The sequence below is a fragment of the Yersinia sp. Marseille-Q3913 genome (assembly GCF_963892745.1).
Classification (GTDB): Bacteria; Pseudomonadota; Gammaproteobacteria; order Enterobacterales; family Enterobacteriaceae; genus Yersinia; species Yersinia bercovieri.
The window spans coordinates 241,802-261,214 of the sequence record NZ_CAWQAF010000011.1; the positions used below are offsets into that span (position 1 = coordinate 241,802).

Sequence of the window (19,413 nt, forward strand, 5' to 3'; positions counted from 1 at the left end):
TAAAATTCGCGTCAATCAAAATCCGCTTCAAACAAAATTGACGTCAATCATAACAACTGACGCACAATAGCCCGCCCCTGGCAGCTAATAATTATTTTTCAGTCGCGGCCTGTTGCGCCTCTTGGGCAATTTCTGCATTGAGTTGCTCAATTTTAGCCAACATCAGATTACGGCAGTGCTCAGACAACTCGCGCACCCGCTCTTTGCCATAGCCGGTGGTATCCACTGGCGGCATGATCTCTACGATGACTTTGCCATTTGACCAACGATTTAGGTTGATATGATTCGTGCTGGAGACACAAATTGGCACAATCGGCACGCCAGCAGCAATAGCGGCATGAAAAGCACCGGTCTTAAATGGCAGTAAACCACGGCCACGGCTACGGGTGCCCTCTGGGAACATCCAGATAGAGACATCTCTTTTTTTCACCTGCTCGACGACTTGGGCAATGGTGCCGTGTGCTTTGGCACGGTTATCGCGATCGATAAGCAGATTACCGGTCAGCCAGTATAGTGGTCCAAATAATGGCACCCACAGTAGGCTCTTTTTGCCTACAGTGACCGTACCAGACTGAACCACATTCGACATGGTGACCATATCGTAATTATTTTGATGGTTGGCAATATAAATACAGGTGCCGTAGCTGGCCGCCTCTTTAGGAATGCGTTGCTCAACCGTAATACCAAACAGCACTGACATTCGACCAAACAGATGGGCGAAGGTCGCGAGATTACGCGGATTTCGCGGCCGGAATAGGCAATAAATCGAACCAAACACACACACCAGAACACAATAGAAAACGGCCAGTACCGTGCGCAAAATTAATAGCATAACACCCTCTTAAACACTGACTCTTAGAGACCTAATCGACGCTAGTATAACGGTTTAGCCACAAAAAACCGCGCTGATTCCTTGCCATAATTATGTTACGCGACAGCGCGCGCAAAATGCGCGCACCATCCGTTACATTTACGGCGGATGCCAACCTAAAACGCCAACGATGCTGAATATTAAGCTTCGCTATCTGTTGGTATCACTCGTGCTGGCGTATCAATCTCAACGCGATCAATGCGTTGCAAGCCGCGAGGCAGTGGTGAGCCTTTCCGTCCACGTTCGGCACGGAATTTCTGCAAATCTTCTGGCCGTAAGGTTAACTTACGTTTACCAAAGTGAAGTGTTACAGAGGTTTGAGGCGGTAAGACAAACAGCCATGCCAAACGGTCTTCGCCTGCTGCGGCTTGCGCACCAGGGATTGAAACGATCTTGTTACCCTTACCTTTTGATAATTCAGGTAAATCAGCGACTGGGAACATCAGCATACGCCCAGCAGCCGTGATGGATAACAACATGTCATCCGGCCCATAAATCTCTAATGGTGGCAGGGCCTTGGCATTTTCCGGCAATGTAATCATCGTTTTACCGGCGCGGTTCTTGGCAACCAAGTCATTGAAAGTACAGACGAAGCCATAGCCCGCATCCGATGCCATTAATAATTTTTGGTCATCTGGTGCCATCAATACCTGTTCGATGGTCGCGCCCGGTGGTGGCGTCAGTTTACCGGTCAGCGGCTCCCCTTGACCACGCGCTGATGGCAACGTCAGCGGATCTAACGCATAGCTGCGGCCAGTTGAGTCAATAAACACTACCGGTTGGTTACTCATGCCCCGTGCTGCCGCACGGAAGCTATCACCCGCTTTATAGCTTAATCCGCTCGGATCGATATCATGGCCTTTCGCACTGCGCACCCAGCCCATTTCAGACAGCACAATGGTCACTGGCTCAGAAGGCACGATGTCATGATCACTCATGGCCTTAGCTTCAGCACGTTCAGTCAACGGGGAGCGACGGTCGTCGCCATAAGCCGCTGCATCAGCCTGAATTTCTTTCTTGATCATGGTGTTAAGCTTGCGTTCTGATGCCAGCAATGCTTGTAACTGATCACGTTCTTTGGCTAATTCATCTTGCTCGCCACGGATCTTCACCTCTTCCAGCTTGGCTAAATGGCGAAGTTTCAGTTCGAGGATCGCTTCAGCCTGCGTTTCGGAAATGGCAAAGCGCTGCATCAGCAGCGGCTTTGGCTCATCTTCAGTGCGGATGATATGAATAACTTCATCGATATTCAGGAAGGCAATTAATAAACCTTCCAAAATATGCAGCCGCTTCAGAACCTTTTCCAGCCGGTAATTCAATCGGTTACGGACGGTTTGACGGCGGAATACCAGCCACTCGGTGAGGATCTCCAGCAGCCCTTTTACTGTTGGGCGATGGTTCAGACCTATCATATTCATGTTGATACGATAGCTTCTTTCCAGATCCGTGGTGGCAAACAGATGGTTCATCACCTGATCCAGATCGACACGATTGGTGCGGGGAACAATCACCAACCGAGTAGGGTTTTCGTGGTCAGATTCATCACGTAAATCTTCAACCATCGGCAATTTCTTGGCGCGCATCTGGTTGGCAATCTGCTCCAGCACTTTGGCACCGGAAACTTGATGCGGTAACGCAGTGATGACCGCGCTACTATCCTCTTTCTTCCACAAGGCCCGCATACGCACAGAACCGCGACCATTTTCGTAAATTTTACGGATCTCATTACGTGGCGTAATGATCTCGGCTTCTGTCGGGAAATCAGGCCCTTGCACAAATTCCAGCAACTCTTCGAGCGAGGTCTCAGGTTTATCAATCAGTGCAATCACCGCCTGAGCAATTTCGCGCACATTATGTGGCGGAATATCAGTTGCCATCCCCACGGCGATACCGGTGGTGCCGTTGAGCAGAATATTCGGCAGGCGCGCAGGTAGCATTTTCGGCTCCTGCATGGTGCCATCGAAGTTTGGCACCCAGTCAACCGTGCCTTGGCCTAACTCACCCAGCAGCACTTCGGCATATTTGGACAAGCGGGATTCGGTGTAACGCATCGCCGCAAACGACTTAGGATCATCCGGCGCCCCCCAGTTCCCCTGCCCATCCACCAGCGGGTAGCGGTAAGAGAATGGCTGCGCCATCAGTACCATGGCTTCATAGCAAGCACTGTCGCCATGGGGATGATATTTACCCAGCACGTCACCCACGGTACGGGCGGATTTCTTGAATTTAGCGCTGTTGCTCAGCCCCAGCTCAGACATCGCGTAGACGATACGCCGCTGTACTGGTTTCAAACCATCGCCGATAAATGGCAACGCCCGATCCATGATGACGTACATGGAGTAGTTCAGATAGGCGTTTTCAGTAAAGGTGTGCAGCGGTAAGCGCTCTGCACCGTCATGAGTCAAATCACTCATTACTCAAATATCCTCAGACTCTGGAATGGCGATCACTGGGCGTCAGCGGATCGGCACCGCAAGTTTATTGTCGATTTCTGCCCGCGATAGTACCTCATCTGCGGGGTGACTGTCACAACCCACAGAGAATCTCGATCTTTCCCACTAAGCAGGGCAAATTTCGGCTTCTGCAAAAACAAAAAAAGGTACTAATCATCCTTAATCCATCCCTTTTGTTGCTTATTGAGCAAGAGTGTTGTGCATTATTGCGCATTTTTCTCTGGCGCCGTAACCGTTAGCATACTCAGTATTCCGGGTTGGCTACTCTCTTGTGTCACTAACAAGATGCTATCAAGCCCCCGCTTTACAAGGATTATATCAATGAGTAACGTATTAATTATTAACGCAATGAAAGAATTTGCGCACTCTACAGGCGCACTTAATCTCACTCTCACTAACGTAGCTAGCGAATTTCTACAGGAAAGCGGTCATCAGGTTAAAGTCACCACAGTTGACCAAGGCTATGATATTGAAAGTGAAATTGAAAATTATCTGTGGGCCGATACTGTTATTTACCAAATGCCAGCCTGGTGGATGGGTGAGCCATGGATTTTGAAAAAATATATTGATGAAGTCTTTACCTTTGGTCATGGCCGTTTGTATCAAAGTGATGGCCGTACCCGCTCCGATACCACTAAAGGCTACGGTTCTGGAGGCTTAATTCAGGGTAAAACTTACATGCTTTCAGTGACCTGGAATGCTCCAGTTGAAGCCTTTACTGATCCTGCTCAGTTCTTCGAGGGCGTCGGTGTTGATGGTGTTTATCTGCATTTCCATAAGGCAAATCAATTCCTTGGCATGGAGCCATTGCCTACGTTTATGTGTAATGACGTGATAAAACAGCCTGATATCGAAGGTGATATTAGCCGTTACCGTCAGCATTTAGCCGCGCATTTTAATGGCCAGACCGCTTAATTTCACACCGTAACGCAATTTGGGTTAGCCGCCATCCCGCAGCCAACAACTGCCCCGCAACTTAATCTGCTCACTGACATAGTCCAGAAAACAGGTTATCCGCGCGGCAAGCTGCGTATTGCGGTAATAAACGGCATTGATGGGCTGCCAGGTTTCCAAAATTTGGTCGGCCATCACCTCAACTAAGCGCCCCGCCAGTTGATCCTCGCGGGTCATAAAATCAGATAATTCAACGATCCCTTCCCCTTGTAAGGCCAATAAACGCAGCGTTTCGCCACTAGATGCGGCGAGATTGGGGATGATTGACCCACGCCCAGCCGGCAAATGGGGCAGTGACCACTGATTCAGGGATTCTGGCTGAGTAAAACCCAGCAGACTGTGGTTCGCCAACTCATCAATGCTCTGTGGGGTGCCGTGGCGCTGGAGATAATCCGGGCTGGCAAGGATCCGCACCCGACTGGCACCCAATAAACGTGCATGGATGGTCGAGTCACGCAACGTGCCGATGCGGATGGCAATATCGGTGCGCTGTTCAAGTAAATCAATATTAAGATCGTCGGTATTCAGCTCAAGACTAATTTGCGGATAGAGCGCCCGAAAACCGGTGATCATCGGCACAATGACGTGCTGCATAAAAGGTGCAGCCGCATTCACCCGCAGCCGCCCCGCCGGTTTTAACCGCCGCAGGGCAATCTGCTCTTCGGCATCATCTACTGCGCCGATAATCTGCCGCGCATGACTGAGGAACAACTCGCCCTCTTCAGTCAGTTCCAGCCGCCGCGTGGTGCGGCGCAGTAGCGTAGTCGCCAGCTTTTTCTCCAACCGACTCAAGGCCCGACTGATACCGGATGTGGTTTGGCTACGCTGCTCTGCGGCTGCCGTAATTGAGCCGCAGTCGACCACCGAGGTAAACGCCTGCAACTCTTCTAACGTCACTTTCATCGATTTTGCTCCGTCATCAATCACACGTCGATTTCAGCGGTATCCCCTTTCTCTTGCAGCCAATTGCGGCGATCTTCGGAGCGCTTCTTCGCCAGCAACATATCCATCATTGCCATCGTCTTATCAATATCATCATCGCCAATAGTCAATTGGACCAAACGACGGGTATTTGGATCAAGGGTGGTTTCACGCAACTGCAACGGATTCATTTCACCCAAGCCTTTGAAGCGCTGAACATTAGGTTTGCCGCGTTTACGTTTTAGTTGTTCCAGCACGCCGGCTTTCTCTTCTTCATCCAATGCGTAGAACACCTCTTTACCCAAATCGATGCGATACAGTGGCGGCATCGCCACATAAACGTGGCCATTGCGCACTAATGCCCGGAAGTGGCGCACAAACAACGCACAGAGCAAGGTAGCAATATGCAAACCATCGGAGTCCGCATCCGCGAGGATACAAATTTTACCGTAACGGAGTTGGCTCAAATCTTCGCTGTCGGGATCAATACCAATCGCCACGGAGATATCGTGCACTTCCTGCGAAGCCAGCACTTCATCTGACGACACTTCCCAGGTATTCAGGATCTTGCCTTTTAGCGGCATGATGGCCTGATATTCACGATCACGGGCCTGTTTGGCCGAGCCGCCTGCGGAATCCCCCTCCACCAAAAACAGCTCGGTCATGCTCAAGTCCTGCGAAGTACAGTCTGCCAGCTTGCCGGGTAAGGCCGGGCCGCTGGTCAGTTTCTTGCGCACCACTTTTTTCGCCGCACGCATCCGGCGCTGAGCACTGGAGATCGCCAGTTCAGCCAGCTGTTCTGCCGCCTGCACGTTTTGATTCAGCCACAAGCTGAAAGCATCTTTGACCACGCCGGATACAAAGGCCGCGCACTGACGTGAGGAGAGTCGCTCTTTCGTCTGGCCGGCAAATTGTGGGTCCTGCATTTTCACTGACAACACGTAAGCACAGCGCTCCCAGATGTCGTCTGCCGAGAGTTTGACGCCGCGCGGTAGAATATTGCGGTATTCGCAGAAATCACGCATCGCATCAAGCAAGCCCTGACGCAACCCATTGACGTGAGTACCGCCTTGCATTGTTGGTATCAGGTTGACGTAGCTTTCAGTCAGCAGTTCGCCACCTTCAGGTAGCCACAGCAAAGCCCAATCAATAGCTTCGGTATCGCCAGCAAAAGAGCCGACAAACGCCGCTTCGGGCAAGGTAATCAAGCCATCAACCGCTTCCATCAGGTAGTCAGTCAAGCCGTCGGCATAGCACCAACGCTGCTCGGTGTTATTCACCAGATCTTTAAAGACGATCTCCACGCCAGGGCACAACACCGCTTTTGCTTTCAGCAAATGGGATAGGCGGGAAACCGAGAAACGTGGGCTGTCGAAGAATGAGACATCCGGCCAGAAATGTACGCTAGTACCGGTATTGCGCTTACCGCAGGTGCCGATGACCTGCAAATCCTGCACTTTGTCGCCATTTTCGAAGGCGATGCTGTAAATTTGCCCATCACGGCGCACCGTCACTTCAACTCGCTGGGATAAGGCATTCACAACGGAAATACCTACACCATGCAAACCACCAGAGAACTGATAGTTTTTATTGGAGAATTTACCGCCAGCATGTAAGCGACACAAAATCAGCTCAACAGCAGGAACACCCTCTTCAGGATGGATATCGACGGGCATCCCGCGGCCATCATCGATAACTTCCAATGATTGGTCGGCGTGCAGAATAACATCAATGCGACGGGCATGACCCGCCAGCGCTTCATCGACGCTGTTATCAATCACCTCTTGACCAAGGTGGTTTGGCCGCGTGGTATCCGTGTACATTCCCGGACGACGACGCACTGGTTCTAAACCGCTGAGTACTTCAATGGCATCAGCGTTATAGCTGGATTCAGTCATGGTTTGATTAATATTCGGCTAATGGATGGAAGGCTTTAGGCAGTCGCTAGCCCTAAAAACGTGACAATCGGGGAGAAAAAGTGATCAAAGCCAATAAAAGCATGATTCCCACCTGATTCTACTGTTTGCCGACAAGGGGTGTAATAGGCCACCGCTTGACGGTAATCGAGGATTTCGTCCCCAGTTTGTTGCAATAACCAGAGTAAATCCGGCGATTCCAACTTTTCAATCTGCATGGCCTTCAGGTCATAAATATGTCGAGACTCTAACACATATTGTTGCCCGGTGTAGGGGTTCTCATTTTCACCCAGATAATCACTGAGCAGCTCGAATGGCCGCACGGCAGGGTTAACTACCACCGCTGGAATGCTAAAGCGCTGGGAAAGCCATGTGGCAAAATAGCCTCCAAGAGAAGAGCCAACAATGCCAATAGGCTGCCCCGCTCTATCCATCACAATGCTTTCTAGCATCTCTGCGGCTTCCGCGGGATAAGGCGGCAGTTGTGGGGTCAGCATCTCAATATCAGGATGGTGTTGCTGCAACCAGCTTTTAAAGGTCGTTGCTTTCGCCGAGCTGGGGGAACTATTAAAGCCATGAATGTATAGAAGCGTGCTCATCAATAACCGTCCGCGTCCATGTCCGGGCAGAACTCATCACTGGCTAACCGGCGAACCTCAGTTTCAAGTACTCCATTAGGCAGTAAATCGAGGTAGCGCCATCCCGGAGCCACAGTATCAAGGGTGAAATTAGTACAGTGCGGTTTGAACTGCACACAGGTAGAAGGGCTGGCTAGCAGGCGCTTACCATACCAATCGAGATCCAAATCCTGATGGATATGACCGCACAATAAGGTGGTCACACGCGGATAACGAATAAGAGTCGCCGCCAACATATGCGCATTGCGCAAGCTGTGCTGATCAAGCCAGGTACAGCCCGATGGCATCGGATGATGATGCAATAAAATCAGTGTGTAGCGTTCTGGATGTGCCACCAGGCAGCGCTCCATCCACTCCAGCTGATAGTCGCTCAACTCACCATAAGGAACACCAAAGACCTGACTATCCAATAGTAGAATTTGCCAGTTATCCCCCACCAAAACTTGCTTTGAAGGTGCGATACCCGCATCAGCCAGTGCATCGACCATCGCCGGTTGAAAATCATGATTACCAGGTAGCCATAAGCAAGGCGCAGGCAAACGGGCAATGCCCTTCGCAAAATTTTGATAAGCAGCAACAGAGTGGTCTTGAGCCAAATCACCGGTGGCAACAATAAGATCGAATGGGTGCTGCTCAGCAATAATCGCATCCAACACAGCGCGATAACTGTGGGAAGTATTGATACCCAGCAAGGTTTCATGTTCACCCGCGAATAGGTGGGTATCTGTTATTTGTAAAATTCTGACCTTGGCCCCACTCGCCATAGGCAGTTTAAACAGGCTTTCCAAATGGTGTCCTTGTTTTTGCACCCTGACCAACCCGATTTTCACCCTCGGCAGGCAAGGCTATAAGTCTGTCTAATAAACCGGAACTGCCACCGCTCCATGCGCCAAACAGTAGCGCAACCAGTCGGCAAGAAACTGGTTAATTTGATGCTTTTCGTCCCGCTGATGCAACTTTTTATTCGGATAATCATAACTTGCTTTGAAGCGGGAGATCTGCTGACTGGCACACACTTCCGCGACCTGCGCATCATGATAAAGTCTGACCACCATCGACGGTAGACCCCATTGGCTGACGGCTGGCTCAGTTTGCACAATTTCTACCACCGAAGTGTAGCGGGTAGATTCAATTATTGTCAGCCGATAACTGACGCCATTAACCTGATAAGCGACATTTTCGCCCACTTCATCGACCCGTGGTATCAAACGACGCAATTGTGCGAAGTTAGTCTCGCATAGCCTCATCATTTCAGGGAAATCAGGTGTGTAGCGTTTTATCATTATTATGCTCGCTTTCTCTTTACGACTGCCATTCTGCTCTCAGCGATAAGTGGTGCAACGCCAGCCATTGTAATGCAATGATTGAGGCTGCGTTATCAATAGCACCCTCTTCGACCCAACGGCAAGCCTGTTCACGGCTGACAACATGCACCCGGATATCTTCATTTTCGTCGGCCAAACCATGAATACCGCTCGCCGTCGTCGCATCAACTTCACCCACCATAATCGACAAGCGCTCACTAGTACCACCAGGGCTGGCTAAATAACTGAGCACCGGCTTGCAGCGACCAATATGAATCCCCGCCTCCTCCTCGGCTTCGCGACGCGCCACCTCCTCGACGGTTTCGCCCTCTTCAATCATGCCGGCGACCATCTCTAATAACCAAGGCGATGGGCTACTGTCAATGGCTGCAATGCGCAATTGCTCCACCAATACCACCTCATCGCGCACCGGATCATAAGGTAATAACACGGCGGCATGACCGCGCTCAAAAATCTCGCGCTTAACCTCACCACTCATTTCGCCATTAAATAGACGGTGGCGAAAACGGTATAAATTCAATGAAAAAAAACCACTGTACAGGGTTTCACGTGCAATAATTTCCACATCGCTCTTGTCGAAGGTCACCGGTGAGGGTTGTGCTGATGACATAGACTTATTTCCTTACTTAGATTAGCGGTTTAAAAAGACACTTTGATAAAGATTATTTGACAAAGATGGCGCGATACAGATTAGTTGTCTGAACACACTTTTAGCTTTGTGATAGATTTAAGTAAATTAAGGCGAGATGGCACAATCAGCCACCTTATTCCATTGGCAGACTCTGATAGAATCGGCAACAACTCGTCTATCGACAGCTACCATAGTAATATTGCTGCACAACTGCTGCACAACAAGGACTGCAAATGAAGAAACTCCTCCCCCTTCTTATCGGGCTGAGTCTGGCTGGTTTCAGTACCATGAGCCAGGCAGAGAACTTGCTGCAAGTTTATAAGCAAGCCAGGGATAGTAACCCGGATTTACGCAAATCGGCTGCTGACCGCGATGCTGCATATGAAAAAATCAATCAAGCTCGCAGCCCGCTGTTACCACAGCTTGGTTTAGGTGCGGGTTACAGCCATACCAATGGTTTCCGCGATGCCTCTAGCAACCCGGATAGCAACGCCACTTCAGGTTCTCTGCAACTGACTCAAACCATTTTTGATATGTCTAAATGGCGTGCTCTGACCTTGCAGGAAAAAGCGGCGGGTATTCAGGATGTAACGTTCCAAACTAACGAACAAGCATTGATCCTGAACACTGCAACAGCCTATTTCAATGTGCTTAGAGCGATTGATAGCCTCTCTTATACCGAAGCACAGAAACAGTCGGTTTATCGCCAGTTAGATCAAACCACCCAGCGGTTTAATGTGGGTTTAGTGGCAATCACCGATGTCCAGAACGCCCGAGCCAGCTATGATACTGTATTAGCAGATGAAGTGACGGCGCGTAATAATCTGGATAATGCGCTGGAAAGTCTGCGTCAGATTACTGGGGTTTATTACCCAGAATTAGCCTCACTGAATGTTGATCGCTTGAAGACAAAGCGCCCAGAGGCCGTTGCTAACCTATTGAAAGATGCTGAGAAACGTAACCTTTCGTTGCTTTCTGCCCGTTTGAGTCAAGATTTAGCCCGTGAACAAATTAAATCGGCGGAAACCGGCTATATGCCAACCATCGATTTGACAGCATCATCGTCTGTAACCAATACCCGTTATAGCGGCGGCACACCAAGCACTCAGCAAGTCAATAATGATGCGGGCCAGAACCAAATTGGCGTGCAACTGAGCTTGCCACTGTATAGCGGTGGGGCCACCAATTCTGCGGTAAAACAAGCGCAGTACAATTTCGTGGGGGCCAGTGAGCAGTTAGAGAGCGCCCACCGTAGTGTGGTGCAAACTGTACGCTCCTCATTCAACAATATTTCCGCCTCTATCAGCAGCATTAAAGCTTATGAGCAAGTGGTCATTTCTAACCAAAGCTCATTGGATGCAATGGAAGCGGGCTATCAGGTCGGCACTCGTACGATCCTGGACGTGTTGACTGCAACAACTAACTTATATCAGTCCAAGCAACAGCTCGCTGATGCCCGTTATAACTATCTGATTAATCAGTTAAACATCCAGTCAGCACTGGGTACACTGAACATGAACGATCTGATGGAGTTGAACGGGGTACTGGATAAGCCAGTTCCAACTTCAGCGACCGCTCTGGCACCAGATAATGCTAACCAGAATGCTTATGCTGATGGCACTAACACTCAAGCCGCACCGCGTGTGACACCAATAAGCCAGCCTTCAACCACCGCACCTTCACGTAACGGCAATCCATTCCGTAACTGATTTTTTACCGGTTCGGCTCTCCGGGCGCAGCATCAGGCTGCGCCCGGCTTATTTCCTACCTATCCCCTTTGAGTGACCAAGCATTTTTCGTCAATGAAAAAAGCGAAGCAACTCGCAACAGTTCGTATAGCTTTGTAAAGTCTGCCGCTGACCGCCCCTCACGCTTTAATTTTATACACGTTTCCCCTATCCTTAGGGTTCTTACTGGGAAAGGGCATTGAACGCCCGGAAATGAGACAAATAATGATGAAACGGACTCAAAACATCAATCAAGAGACTTTCCGTAAATCCTGGCGCAGTTATCGCCTTGCGCCCGTAGCTTTAGCTGTCAGTGCTGTATTTATGCTGGCCGGCTGCGAAAAAACTGACGAAACTGTCTCTTTGTACCAAAATGCTGATGATTGCTCTGCGGCAAATCCGTCCAAGAGCGCTGAATGTACCACTGCTTACAACACTGCCTTGCAGGAAGCAGCGAAAACAGCACCGAAGTATGCAACCCGTGAAGACTGCATAGCAGAATTTGGTGAGTCGCAGTGTACTCAGGCCCCGGCACAAGCGGGCATGGTGCCAACATCGTCATCTTCAACTGAACAAACCGCCGCAGCTGCGCCGCAACAGAGCGGTGGTATGTGGATGCCATTAATGGCCGGTTATATGATGGGCCGGATGATGGGCGGCGGCGCAAGCCAGCCACTATTCACCTCGAAAGCAGCAACTAGCCCCGCTAACGGCAAATTTGTTGATGCCACCGGTAAAAACTTTGGTTCCGCCACCACAGGCCGTACCATGACAGTACCGCGCACCGCAATGGCACCGAAGCCTGCCGTGACCAATACCATCACCCGTGGCGGTTTTGGCGAGTCGGTGGCTAAGCAGTCCACTATGCAACGTAGCGCCGCGACATCATCCAAAACCAGCACGCGTAGCATGGGTGGCTAAGGTCTGATTAATGAAACGTTTAGCAATTAGCGAGCGCCCAGACTGGCGTGAAAAAGCCACCGAATTTGGTTTCCGTTTCCACACCATGTATGGCGAACCCTACTGGTGTGAAGATGCTTATTACGAATTCACGTTAGCGCAAATTGAAGAGCTGGAAGAGACCACCGCAGAGTTACATCAAATGTGCCTGCAAGTGGTTGAGAAAGTGGTCAATAGCGATCAACTGATGGCGAAATTCCGCATTCCAAAACATTGCTGGGATTTTGTTCGTAGCTCCTGGCGAACCCATCAGCCCTCACTCTACTCTCGTCTTGATCTGGCCTATGATGGCGTCAACCCAGCAAAACTGCTGGAGAACAATGCGGATACTCCAACCTCACTGTATGAAGCCGCCTTTTTCCAATGGTTATGGTTGGAAGATCAGATCAGCGCAGGCAATTTGAGTCAGGATTCTGACCAATACAACAGCATGCAAGAGAAACTGATTGAGCGCTTTGCCGATCTGCGTGATAACCATGGCTTTAGCTTGCTGCATCTGGCCTGCTGCCAAGACAGCGAAGAAGATCGTGGCACGGTGCAATACCTGCAAGATTGCGCACTAGAAGCGGGCCTGCCGACTGAATTCATGTTTATGGAAGAGATCGGCTTAGGGGAGAAAGGGCAATTTACTGACCTTGATAACCAAGTGATCAGTAATTTATTCAAGCTCTATCCGTGGGAATTTATGTTCCGCGAAATGTTCTCCACCAAATTGGAAGATGCTGGCGTGCGCTGGCTGGAACCCGCCTGGAAGAGTATTATCTCCAATAAAGCTTTGCTGCCATTGCTATGGGAGATGTTCCCGAATCATCCAAATCTGTTGCCTGCTTACTTTGCTGAAGATGATCATCCTGCGATGGATCACTATGTCACCAAGCCGCTATTCTCGCGGGAAGGTGCCAATATTCAAATAGTGGAAAATGGCAAAGAGGTGGCGCGGGTTGACGGGCCATACGGCGAGGAGGGCATGATTGTTCAACAATTCCATCCGTTGCCTAAATTCGGGGATAGCTACACGCTGATTGGTAGCTGGCTGGTGAATGATCAACCATGCGGTATTGGTTTGCGTGAAGATCGTGAACTGATCACTCAAGATCTATCGCGTTTCTACCCACATATTATTTTGGGCTAAACGCGCATTCATAAAGGAAGCTAATCTACCTTCCCTTCAGACTGCTGACAAACCTCGACGACTCGATCTCAAAAGGTGAGGACAGGTAGAAGAGTAAAGCGTCCGCGCCACGGATGGCGCGGTTCGAGCCATCAGGGATGATTTTACGGCGTCTTTACGATCTGCCTGTTCTCTCCGCTCAGACGACTTTGTCATTAACCGCAGGGGCAGGTAATATGCCTCCCCTTATTTATATTCTAATGCTTACACTCTGGGCTAATTAACCAGCACTGACAGCATACTCAACGACCCCATCTCAATCCCATCAGTTGGGATCGAAATTGGCGCTTTGCCATCCCAGCCCCCCAACACATACAACAGCGGCAGATAATGCTCAGGTGATGGGTTAGATAGTGCCGCACCCTCATGCTGCATAAAGTTAACCAATGGGTGATTATCGCCCTGATAACTCAGGTTATCCCGCACAAACTGATTGAAAGATTCAGCCCATGGATATGGACTGCTATCCCCTTGCCATCTCACCATACGCAAGTTGTGCACCACGTTACCGCTGGCGACAATCATCACCCCCTGCTCACGCAGCACCGCTAATTTGCGGCCTAATTCATAGTGATACTCGGCCGGTTGGGTGCCATCAATACTCAGTTGCACCACAGGGATATCAGCCTCAGGGTACATTTTAATCAATACCCCCCAGCTGCCATGATCCAACCCCCACTCACTGGTATCCGCCCGCACGGCGATAGGTGCCAACAACTCTTGAATTTGTGCGGCCAGCTCTGGGGAACCCGGTGCAGGATACTCAGTATCAAACAGCGCCTGCGGGAAGCCGCCAAAATCATGGATAGTGCGAGGTTTCGCCATCGCCGTCACCGCCGTCCCACGGGTATACCAGTGGGCGGAAACTGCCAAAATTGCCTTGGGGCGCGGCAATGTCTCACCTAACGCACGCCATGCTTGGGTATAACTGTTCTCTTCCAGCACGTTCATCGGGCTACCGTGGCCGAGAAACAGTGCAGGCATACGAGGCGTATTCATAGAAAATCCTTACTGTTAAGAAGAAGAGTGGCGCTTAAAATTATCTGCGCTTAAACCATAAGCAACACATTACGCGCTTTTTTTTCATTACACAGCCGGATAACAGTGATGAAGATATTCAATAATTTTGAATGGGAAAATCAGAGAAGAGAAGCAGCGATGGCACTCTATGGCAACGGGAAATAACCGGGCCGCGATCTATTCAGAAAACTAGAGGCTACCCGGCGTTTAACACCCAGAATCAGCAGCCAATATTTAACAATATTGGCTCCAGACAGCTGACAAAACCCGATGACTCGATTTGAAACGGTGAGAACGGGTGGAAGAGTCAAGCGTCCGCGCCAGGGATGGCGCAGCTCGAGCCTCCAGGGAGGGATTTACGGCGTCTTGATGATCTACCCGTTTGCTCCGCTCAGACGATTTTGTCAATAACCTCCAGCCAATATTTAAACATATTGGCTGAAGTTAGTGAGACTGACGATACGCAACCAGATCTTCAATCGTCACAACCGGCATATTGTGCAACTTAGCAAACTCAATCACTTCTGGCGCATGTGCCATGCTGCCATCGTCATTAGTCAGTTCACACAATACCGCAGCGGGTTTGTAACCTGCCAGTATTGCCAAATCGATAGAGGCTTCGGTGTGGCCACGGCGGGATAAGACGCCACCGGGCTGGCCGCGCAGTGGGAATACATGACCAGGGCGATTAAGGTCGCTAGGTTTTGCGTTATCAGCAATTGCCGCGCGGATAGTGGTCAAGCGATCTGCCGCAGATACACCAGTAGTGACACCTTCAGCGGCTTCGATAGTCACGGTAAACCCAGTCTGGAACTGGCTGGTGTTGTTGGTCACCATCATCGGTAACTCAAGCTGCTGGCGGTGATCGTCGGTGATACACAGACACACAATGCCGCTACCGTGACGGATAGTCAGTGCCATTTGCTCAACGGTCATGGCTTGTGCAGCAAAAACAATATCGCCTTCGTTTTCACGATTTTCGTCATCCAACACCATAACGCCACGGCCATTACGCAGAGCGTCAATAGCACGTTCTACACGCTCAACAGGCGTGCCAAAATCTGATAGAAGAGTCTGATTCATGGTAAAAAAAACCTCATTAAATTATGGATTACCAGAATCAGGGCGGTCTTGAGGAGTAACTGGCCGGTTTTTATCTATAAATGCATTGATCTACAGATAGAAATAGCCGAAATAACGCAGGCGAGCTATACCCGATAGCTTTCAAGTTGCATATATGTGTTGGCTACATCTTGAAATCTAAACGTGCATAAACTCAGCAGATACCGTTAATCTCTCCCATCCGGACTATAACCGTCGGCCCCGGAATTACACCGGATCTGCTGACCTCTACCCTGTTCTCTTTGAGAAGAGAAACAAAGTGAGCGCTCGCGGGCTTTTGCACCATGACGTTGGCACGCCACAACACAATTTACCGCCGGTGGGGACTTACACCCCGCCCTGAGAATAAGTGTATGACTATAGCGCTATTGATTCTTCTGAGCAATTACCAAAATGTAGATGTGCGGAGGTTTATACAATTGTCATCTGGCATTACACTAGAGGGAGTCACTACACATCTAATTAGGGAAATATCATGATTGACCCGAAAAAAATTGAACAAATCGCCCGCCAGGTGCATGAGTCTATGCCGAAAGGTATTCGCGAATTCGGGGACGACGTCGAAAAGAAAATTCGGCTAGTACTGCAATCGCAATTAACCCGACTGGATTTGGTTAATCGTGAAGAGTTCGATGTGCAGACTCAAGTGCTGCTGCGCACCAGAGAGAAACTGACTTTACTGGAACAACGCATGGGTGAGCTGGAAGCTAAATTCAACAGCGCGCCAACCGCAATTGAAGATAAAAAAAGCGATAACCAGACTGGCGAGTAATGATTGATGAAATCATTATAAGTAAAACGTTATCGTTGATAATCAGGGTGCTTATGTAGCACCCTAAATTTATGATGGTATTACCGCTCTTGGCATTCGGGATATCAATATCCATAGCAGAGCAAACATCAGTAGCGCGTATAAACTCTTCCAGCCAATCATCACCAGCAAGAGACAACACAGCACACTACCAATCACCGACATCACCCGCGAGCGCCCGCGCAATAAGCGGATCCCTGCCAACATGCACAGCAAATAGATCAGCACGAAAATGCCGTTGGCATAAACAATCAGTAAATCCAATGGTAGAGAGAGCCAGTAGATCAACAGCGCAAATGCCAGACAACTGCCCACCACCGCCGTCAGCGCATAAACCGGGGTTTGCCCAGCTGAAAGCTGCGCCAGCTTACTTTGTGGCCGCACTTGAGCTTGTGACCACACCATGCGGGCAAAGCTCTGGGTGTAGATATTGACGCTGGCAAAGCAGGCCAGATAGCCAATAATGCAGGCGATCCACAGCGCATGTTCGCCGAACAGTTGCACCACAATTCTGGGTAGCGAGGCCGCCGCGGCCTGCGGTTCGCCATAGGCATGAAAATGCAGCACGGCTACCGTACATCCCCAGTAGACCGCCCCCGCGACCAATAGCCCCACCATCAATGCTCGGGGGAAATCACGTTCGGGATGGCGAAACTCTGTCGCCAAATGCGCGAAAGCCTCCAGCCCGACAAAGCACCAGAACATCACGGCGAGCGCACTGAACATATTCGGTGGGGAAATATCTTGCGGCGATGGCCAAGGTATCTGTGATGGGCGAATATCCCCCTGCCACCAAATAGTCACCACCAGCGCGATGACCAGCAGTGCAATCAGGGTCTGCACATTGGCGCTGGAACCCGCACTGCGCGTCCCGAGCAGCCAAATGGCCAGCAAGGTCACCAGTTGCACCATCAGCAGTTCACTATCACGCCAACCAAAGGTCGCCTGCCAAAAGCCAGCGGCAATTTGTAAGGCGGCGGGAAGACCGACGGGAATGACGGAGAGAAATAGCCAGCCGGTGACTTTACCCAGCTGCGGCCCGAAAGCCAGGGTGACGAAGTGAGCAGCACCACCGGCACTGGGGAAGTGACGACCTAAAGCAGCAAAAGCGATCGCGATCGGAAAAACCAGCACAATTAAAATTGGCCAGGCCCACAAGCTATCATCACCCGCCAGCATGGCTGCCAGTGCTGGCACGGCAAAGACACCGGTGCCCAGCAGTGAAGTGGACAGTAACCCGACGCCCTGTGCGAGACTTAACTCCTGTTTTAGTCCACCCAACTCTTTACCTTTTTCGATACCCGATCTAATACCCAAAGTCATTGGGGTTGCAGGTAGCCAGCCAGCAAACGCATCCCGAGGAGCTTACTCAAGTCAGTGGTTCGGGTAAGCGCGCGCAGCTAACATCCCTGCAACTTCAAGGCCAAAGGGTATCTAGCCGCGACCGTTTTTGATGGATTGAATAATATTGGTGGTAGAGACACCATCCTCAAAATTCAGCACCTTAACTTCACCACCGGCGGCCCAAACTTCGGCACTGCCCGCTATCTCATCTGGCTTATAATCACCGCCCTTCACCAGTAGATCAGGCAAAATATCAGCGATTAAGCGCTGCGGCGTGTCCTCTTCAAACGGCACCACCCAGTCCACGGCTTCCAGCGCGCCTAATACGATCATGCGCTGATACAGTGGGTTAACCGGGCGTTTTTCGCCTTTCAAGCGCTTGGTCGAGGCATCACTGTTCACCGCGACAATCAGGCGATCACCCAGCTTGCGGGCATTAGCCAGATACGAGACATGACCGGCGTGGAGGATGTCAAAAATACCATTGGTCATCACCACTTTTTCACCGCGCTGGCGAGCCTGCGCCACAGCTTTTTTCAGTTGTTGCTCATCCATCACGCCAAAACCGGTTTCGGCCCGGCCACGGATGGCATTCTCCAGCTCAATAGGCGAAACCGTTGAGGTTCCCAACTTGCCAACCACCACGCCAGCAGCGGCATTCGCGAGGAAGCATGACTCTTCGAGGCTGTTTCCAGCCGCCAGTGCCGCCGCCAACACGCCAATCACGGTATCACCGGCACCGGTCACATCGAACACTTCCTGCGCCTGTGTTGGCAAATGCAACGGCGGTTTACCCGGTTGCAGCAAGGTCATCCCTTGTTCAGAGCGCGTCACCAGCAGAGCGGAAAGTTCAAAATCGGCCACCAGCTTCATGCCACGACTGACCAACTCCTCCTCGTTTTTGCAGTGACCCACTACCGCTTCAAATTCAGATAAATTAGGTGTCAGCAGGGTTGCGCCGCGATAACGCTCAAAATCGCTGCCTTTAGGATCGATCAGTACCGGAACTTTCGCTTTACGGGCCAATTGAATCATCGGCTGCACGCTGTTCAATGCGCCTTTGGCGTAATCGGACAGCACCAGCGCGCCAATCTGTGGCAGCGCCTGTTGGATGCGCTCAAAGATAGGCTGAGGATCAACGCCATCAAAACCCTCTTCAAAATCCAGGCGGATCAGCTGCTGGTTGCGGGAAAGCACCCGTAATTTGGTGATGGTCGGATGAGTGGGTACCGAGACAAAATCACAACGCACCTGAACTTCATTTAGCTTGCTGGTCAGGGCGCGCGCGGCATCGTCGATTCCGGTCAAGCCCACTAAGCGGGAGATGGCACCAAGGGAGGCGATGTTCATCGCGACGTTCGCCGCGCCACCGGGGCGCTCTTCAATAGTATCAACTTTGACCACAGGAACTGGCGCTTCCGGTGAGATCCGGCTGGTTGGCCCATACCAGTAGCGGTCTAACATCACATCACCAACGACTAATACTCCGGCGCGACGAAAATCAGGCAGCGTGACTTTCATACATTTGCCCCCCACTGTGAGCTGTTAT

17 protein-coding genes and 1 riboswitch are annotated in these 19,413 nt (G+C 50.6%); of the genes, 5 read left to right on the plus strand and 12 right to left on the minus strand.

The annotated features are described in order from the left end of the window. Window positions 1-91: 91 nt before the first annotated feature. Both AACW11_RS06150 and parC read right to left on the minus strand, forming a co-directional pair. Window positions 92-832 (minus strand): 1-acylglycerol-3-phosphate O-acyltransferase, encoded by a 741-nt coding sequence (locus AACW11_RS06150; RefSeq protein ID WP_212584082.1) that lies wholly within the window; start codon window positions 830-832, stop codon window positions 92-94. Window positions 833-1,011: 179 nt separating this feature from the next. Beyond that, a complete protein-coding gene (gene parC, locus AACW11_RS06155; RefSeq protein WP_212584083.1) occupies window positions 1,012-3,285 on the minus strand; it encodes a DNA topoisomerase IV subunit A in 2,274 nt (757 codons plus the stop codon). A 360-nt stretch (window positions 3,286-3,645) separates the two neighbouring features. Between parC and AACW11_RS06160 the strand changes: the two genes are divergently transcribed. Further along, entirely contained in the window at window positions 3,646-4,239 is a 594-nt protein-coding gene (locus AACW11_RS06160; protein WP_212584084.1) for an NAD(P)H-dependent oxidoreductase, read from the plus strand. A gap of 24 nt (window positions 4,240-4,263) precedes the next feature. Here AACW11_RS06160 and AACW11_RS06165 read toward each other — a convergent pair whose 3' ends face one another. The 6 genes from AACW11_RS06165 to nudF form a co-directional block, all read right to left on the minus strand. Then, a complete protein-coding gene (locus AACW11_RS06165; protein ID WP_212584085.1) occupies window positions 4,264-5,181 on the minus strand; it encodes a LysR family transcriptional regulator in 918 nt (305 codons plus the stop codon). A 20-nt stretch (window positions 5,182-5,201) separates the two neighbouring features. After that, window positions 5,202-7,097: a DNA topoisomerase IV subunit B gene (parE, locus tag AACW11_RS06170; RefSeq protein WP_212584086.1), complete on the minus strand. Its 1,896-nt coding sequence runs from the start codon at window positions 7,095-7,097 to the stop codon at window positions 5,202-5,204. A 35-nt stretch (window positions 7,098-7,132) separates the two neighbouring features. Further along, window positions 7,133-7,714, minus strand: coding sequence for an esterase YqiA (yqiA, locus tag AACW11_RS06175; protein ID WP_212584087.1), 582 nt, complete (start codon window positions 7,712-7,714; stop codon window positions 7,133-7,135). After that, a complete protein-coding gene (cpdA, locus tag AACW11_RS06180; protein WP_212584192.1) occupies window positions 7,714-8,541 on the minus strand; it encodes a 3',5'-cyclic-AMP phosphodiesterase in 828 nt (275 codons plus the stop codon). Before cpdA ends, yqiA begins: the two co-directional genes overlap by 1 nt. 69 nt (window positions 8,542-8,610) lie before the next feature. Further along, window positions 8,611-9,036, minus strand: a complete 426-nt coding sequence (locus AACW11_RS06185; protein ID WP_005271089.1) for a DUF1249 family protein — start codon at window positions 9,034-9,036, stop codon at window positions 8,611-8,613. 19 nt (window positions 9,037-9,055) lie between these two features. Further along, complete coding sequence (nudF, locus tag AACW11_RS06190) at window positions 9,056-9,688, minus strand: ADP-ribose diphosphatase (RefSeq protein ID WP_048617786.1); 633 nt, start codon at window positions 9,686-9,688, stop codon at window positions 9,056-9,058. Between the two features lie 254 nt (window positions 9,689-9,942). Here nudF and tolC point away from each other — a divergent pair, with 254 nt between their 5' ends. From tolC to AACW11_RS06205, 3 genes are all read left to right on the plus strand, one after another. Further along, entirely contained in the window at window positions 9,943-11,418 is a 1,476-nt protein-coding gene (gene tolC / locus AACW11_RS06195; protein WP_212584088.1) for an outer membrane channel protein TolC, read from the plus strand. 246 nt (window positions 11,419-11,664) lie between these two features. Continuing rightward, window positions 11,665-12,357 carry a DUF1190 family protein gene (locus tag AACW11_RS06200; protein ID WP_212584193.1) on the plus strand — a complete coding sequence of 231 codons (693 nt, stop codon included), beginning with the start codon at window positions 11,665-11,667 and terminating at the stop codon, window positions 12,355-12,357. 10 nt (window positions 12,358-12,367) lie between these two features. Then, on the plus strand, window positions 12,368-13,528 hold the full coding sequence (locus tag AACW11_RS06205) for a glutathionylspermidine synthase family protein (RefSeq protein ID WP_212584089.1): 1,161 nt from the start codon (window positions 12,368-12,370) through the stop codon (window positions 13,526-13,528). 255 nt (window positions 13,529-13,783) lie between these two features. Here AACW11_RS06205 and ygiD read toward each other — a convergent pair whose 3' ends face one another. Both ygiD and ribB read right to left on the minus strand, forming a co-directional pair. Continuing rightward, window positions 13,784-14,566 carry a 4,5-DOPA dioxygenase extradiol gene (gene ygiD, locus AACW11_RS06210; protein WP_212584090.1) on the minus strand — a complete coding sequence of 261 codons (783 nt, stop codon included), beginning with the start codon at window positions 14,564-14,566 and terminating at the stop codon, window positions 13,784-13,786. Between the two features lie 465 nt (window positions 14,567-15,031). Beyond that, window positions 15,032-15,670, minus strand: coding sequence for a 3,4-dihydroxy-2-butanone-4-phosphate synthase (gene ribB / locus AACW11_RS06215; protein ID WP_005271075.1), 639 nt, complete (start codon window positions 15,668-15,670; stop codon window positions 15,032-15,034). Between the two features lie 204 nt (window positions 15,671-15,874). Next, a riboswitch (FMN riboswitch) is annotated at window positions 15,875-16,060 on the minus strand. Between the two features lie 124 nt (window positions 16,061-16,184). Between ribB and ubiK the strand changes: the two genes are divergently transcribed. After that, complete coding sequence (gene ubiK, locus AACW11_RS06220; RefSeq protein WP_212584091.1) at window positions 16,185-16,481, plus strand: ubiquinone biosynthesis accessory factor UbiK; 297 nt, start codon at window positions 16,185-16,187, stop codon at window positions 16,479-16,481. A 69-nt stretch (window positions 16,482-16,550) separates the two neighbouring features. Here the strand turns inward: ubiK and yjeH are convergent, their stop codons facing one another. Further along, window positions 16,551-17,801, minus strand: a complete 1,251-nt coding sequence (gene yjeH, locus AACW11_RS06225) for an L-methionine/branched-chain amino acid transporter (RefSeq protein ID WP_212584194.1) — start codon at window positions 17,799-17,801, stop codon at window positions 16,551-16,553. A gap of 153 nt (window positions 17,802-17,954) precedes the next feature. Next, window positions 17,955-19,385: a bifunctional D-glycero-beta-D-manno-heptose-7-phosphate kinase/D-glycero-beta-D-manno-heptose 1-phosphate adenylyltransferase HldE gene (gene hldE / locus AACW11_RS06230; RefSeq protein ID WP_212584092.1), complete on the minus strand. Its 1,431-nt coding sequence runs from the start codon at window positions 19,383-19,385 to the stop codon at window positions 17,955-17,957. Window positions 19,386-19,413 lie beyond the last annotated feature (28 nt).

Coding starts and splice junctions, on each gene's coding strand:
- AACW11_RS06150 (WP_212584082.1), bottom strand. CDS start 832: ATGCTATTAATTTTGCGCACGGTACTGGCCGTTTTCTATTGTGTTCTG.
- parC (WP_212584083.1), bottom strand. CDS start 3,285: ATGAGTGATTTGACTCATGACGGTGCAGAGCGCTTACCGCTGCACACC.
- AACW11_RS06160 (WP_212584084.1), top strand. CDS start 3,646: ATGAGTAACGTATTAATTATTAACGCAATGAAAGAATTTGCGCACTCT.
- AACW11_RS06165 (WP_212584085.1), bottom strand. CDS start 5,181: ATGAAAGTGACGTTAGAAGAGTTGCAGGCGTTTACCTCGGTGGTCGAC.
- parE (WP_212584086.1), bottom strand. CDS start 7,097: ATGACTGAATCCAGCTATAACGCTGATGCCATTGAAGTACTCAGCGGT.
- yqiA (WP_212584087.1), bottom strand. CDS start 7,714: ATGAGCACGCTTCTATACATTCATGGCTTTAATAGTTCCCCCAGCTCG.
- AACW11_RS06185 (WP_005271089.1), bottom strand. CDS start 9,036: ATGATAAAACGCTACACACCTGATTTCCCTGAAATGATGAGGCTATGC.
- nudF (WP_048617786.1), bottom strand. CDS start 9,688: ATGTCATCAGCACAACCCTCACCGGTGACCTTCGACAAGAGCGATGTG.
- tolC (WP_212584088.1), top strand. CDS start 9,943: ATGAAGAAACTCCTCCCCCTTCTTATCGGGCTGAGTCTGGCTGGTTTC.
- AACW11_RS06200 (WP_212584193.1), top strand. CDS start 11,665: ATGAAACGGACTCAAAACATCAATCAAGAGACTTTCCGTAAATCCTGG.
- AACW11_RS06205 (WP_212584089.1), top strand. CDS start 12,368: ATGAAACGTTTAGCAATTAGCGAGCGCCCAGACTGGCGTGAAAAAGCC.
- ygiD (WP_212584090.1), bottom strand. CDS start 14,566: ATGAATACGCCTCGTATGCCTGCACTGTTTCTCGGCCACGGTAGCCCG.
- ribB (WP_005271075.1), bottom strand. CDS start 15,670: ATGAATCAGACTCTTCTATCAGATTTTGGCACGCCTGTTGAGCGTGTA.
- ubiK (WP_212584091.1), top strand. CDS start 16,185: ATGATTGACCCGAAAAAAATTGAACAAATCGCCCGCCAGGTGCATGAG.
- hldE (WP_212584092.1), bottom strand. CDS start 19,385: ATGAAAGTCACGCTGCCTGATTTTCGTCGCGCCGGAGTATTAGTCGTT.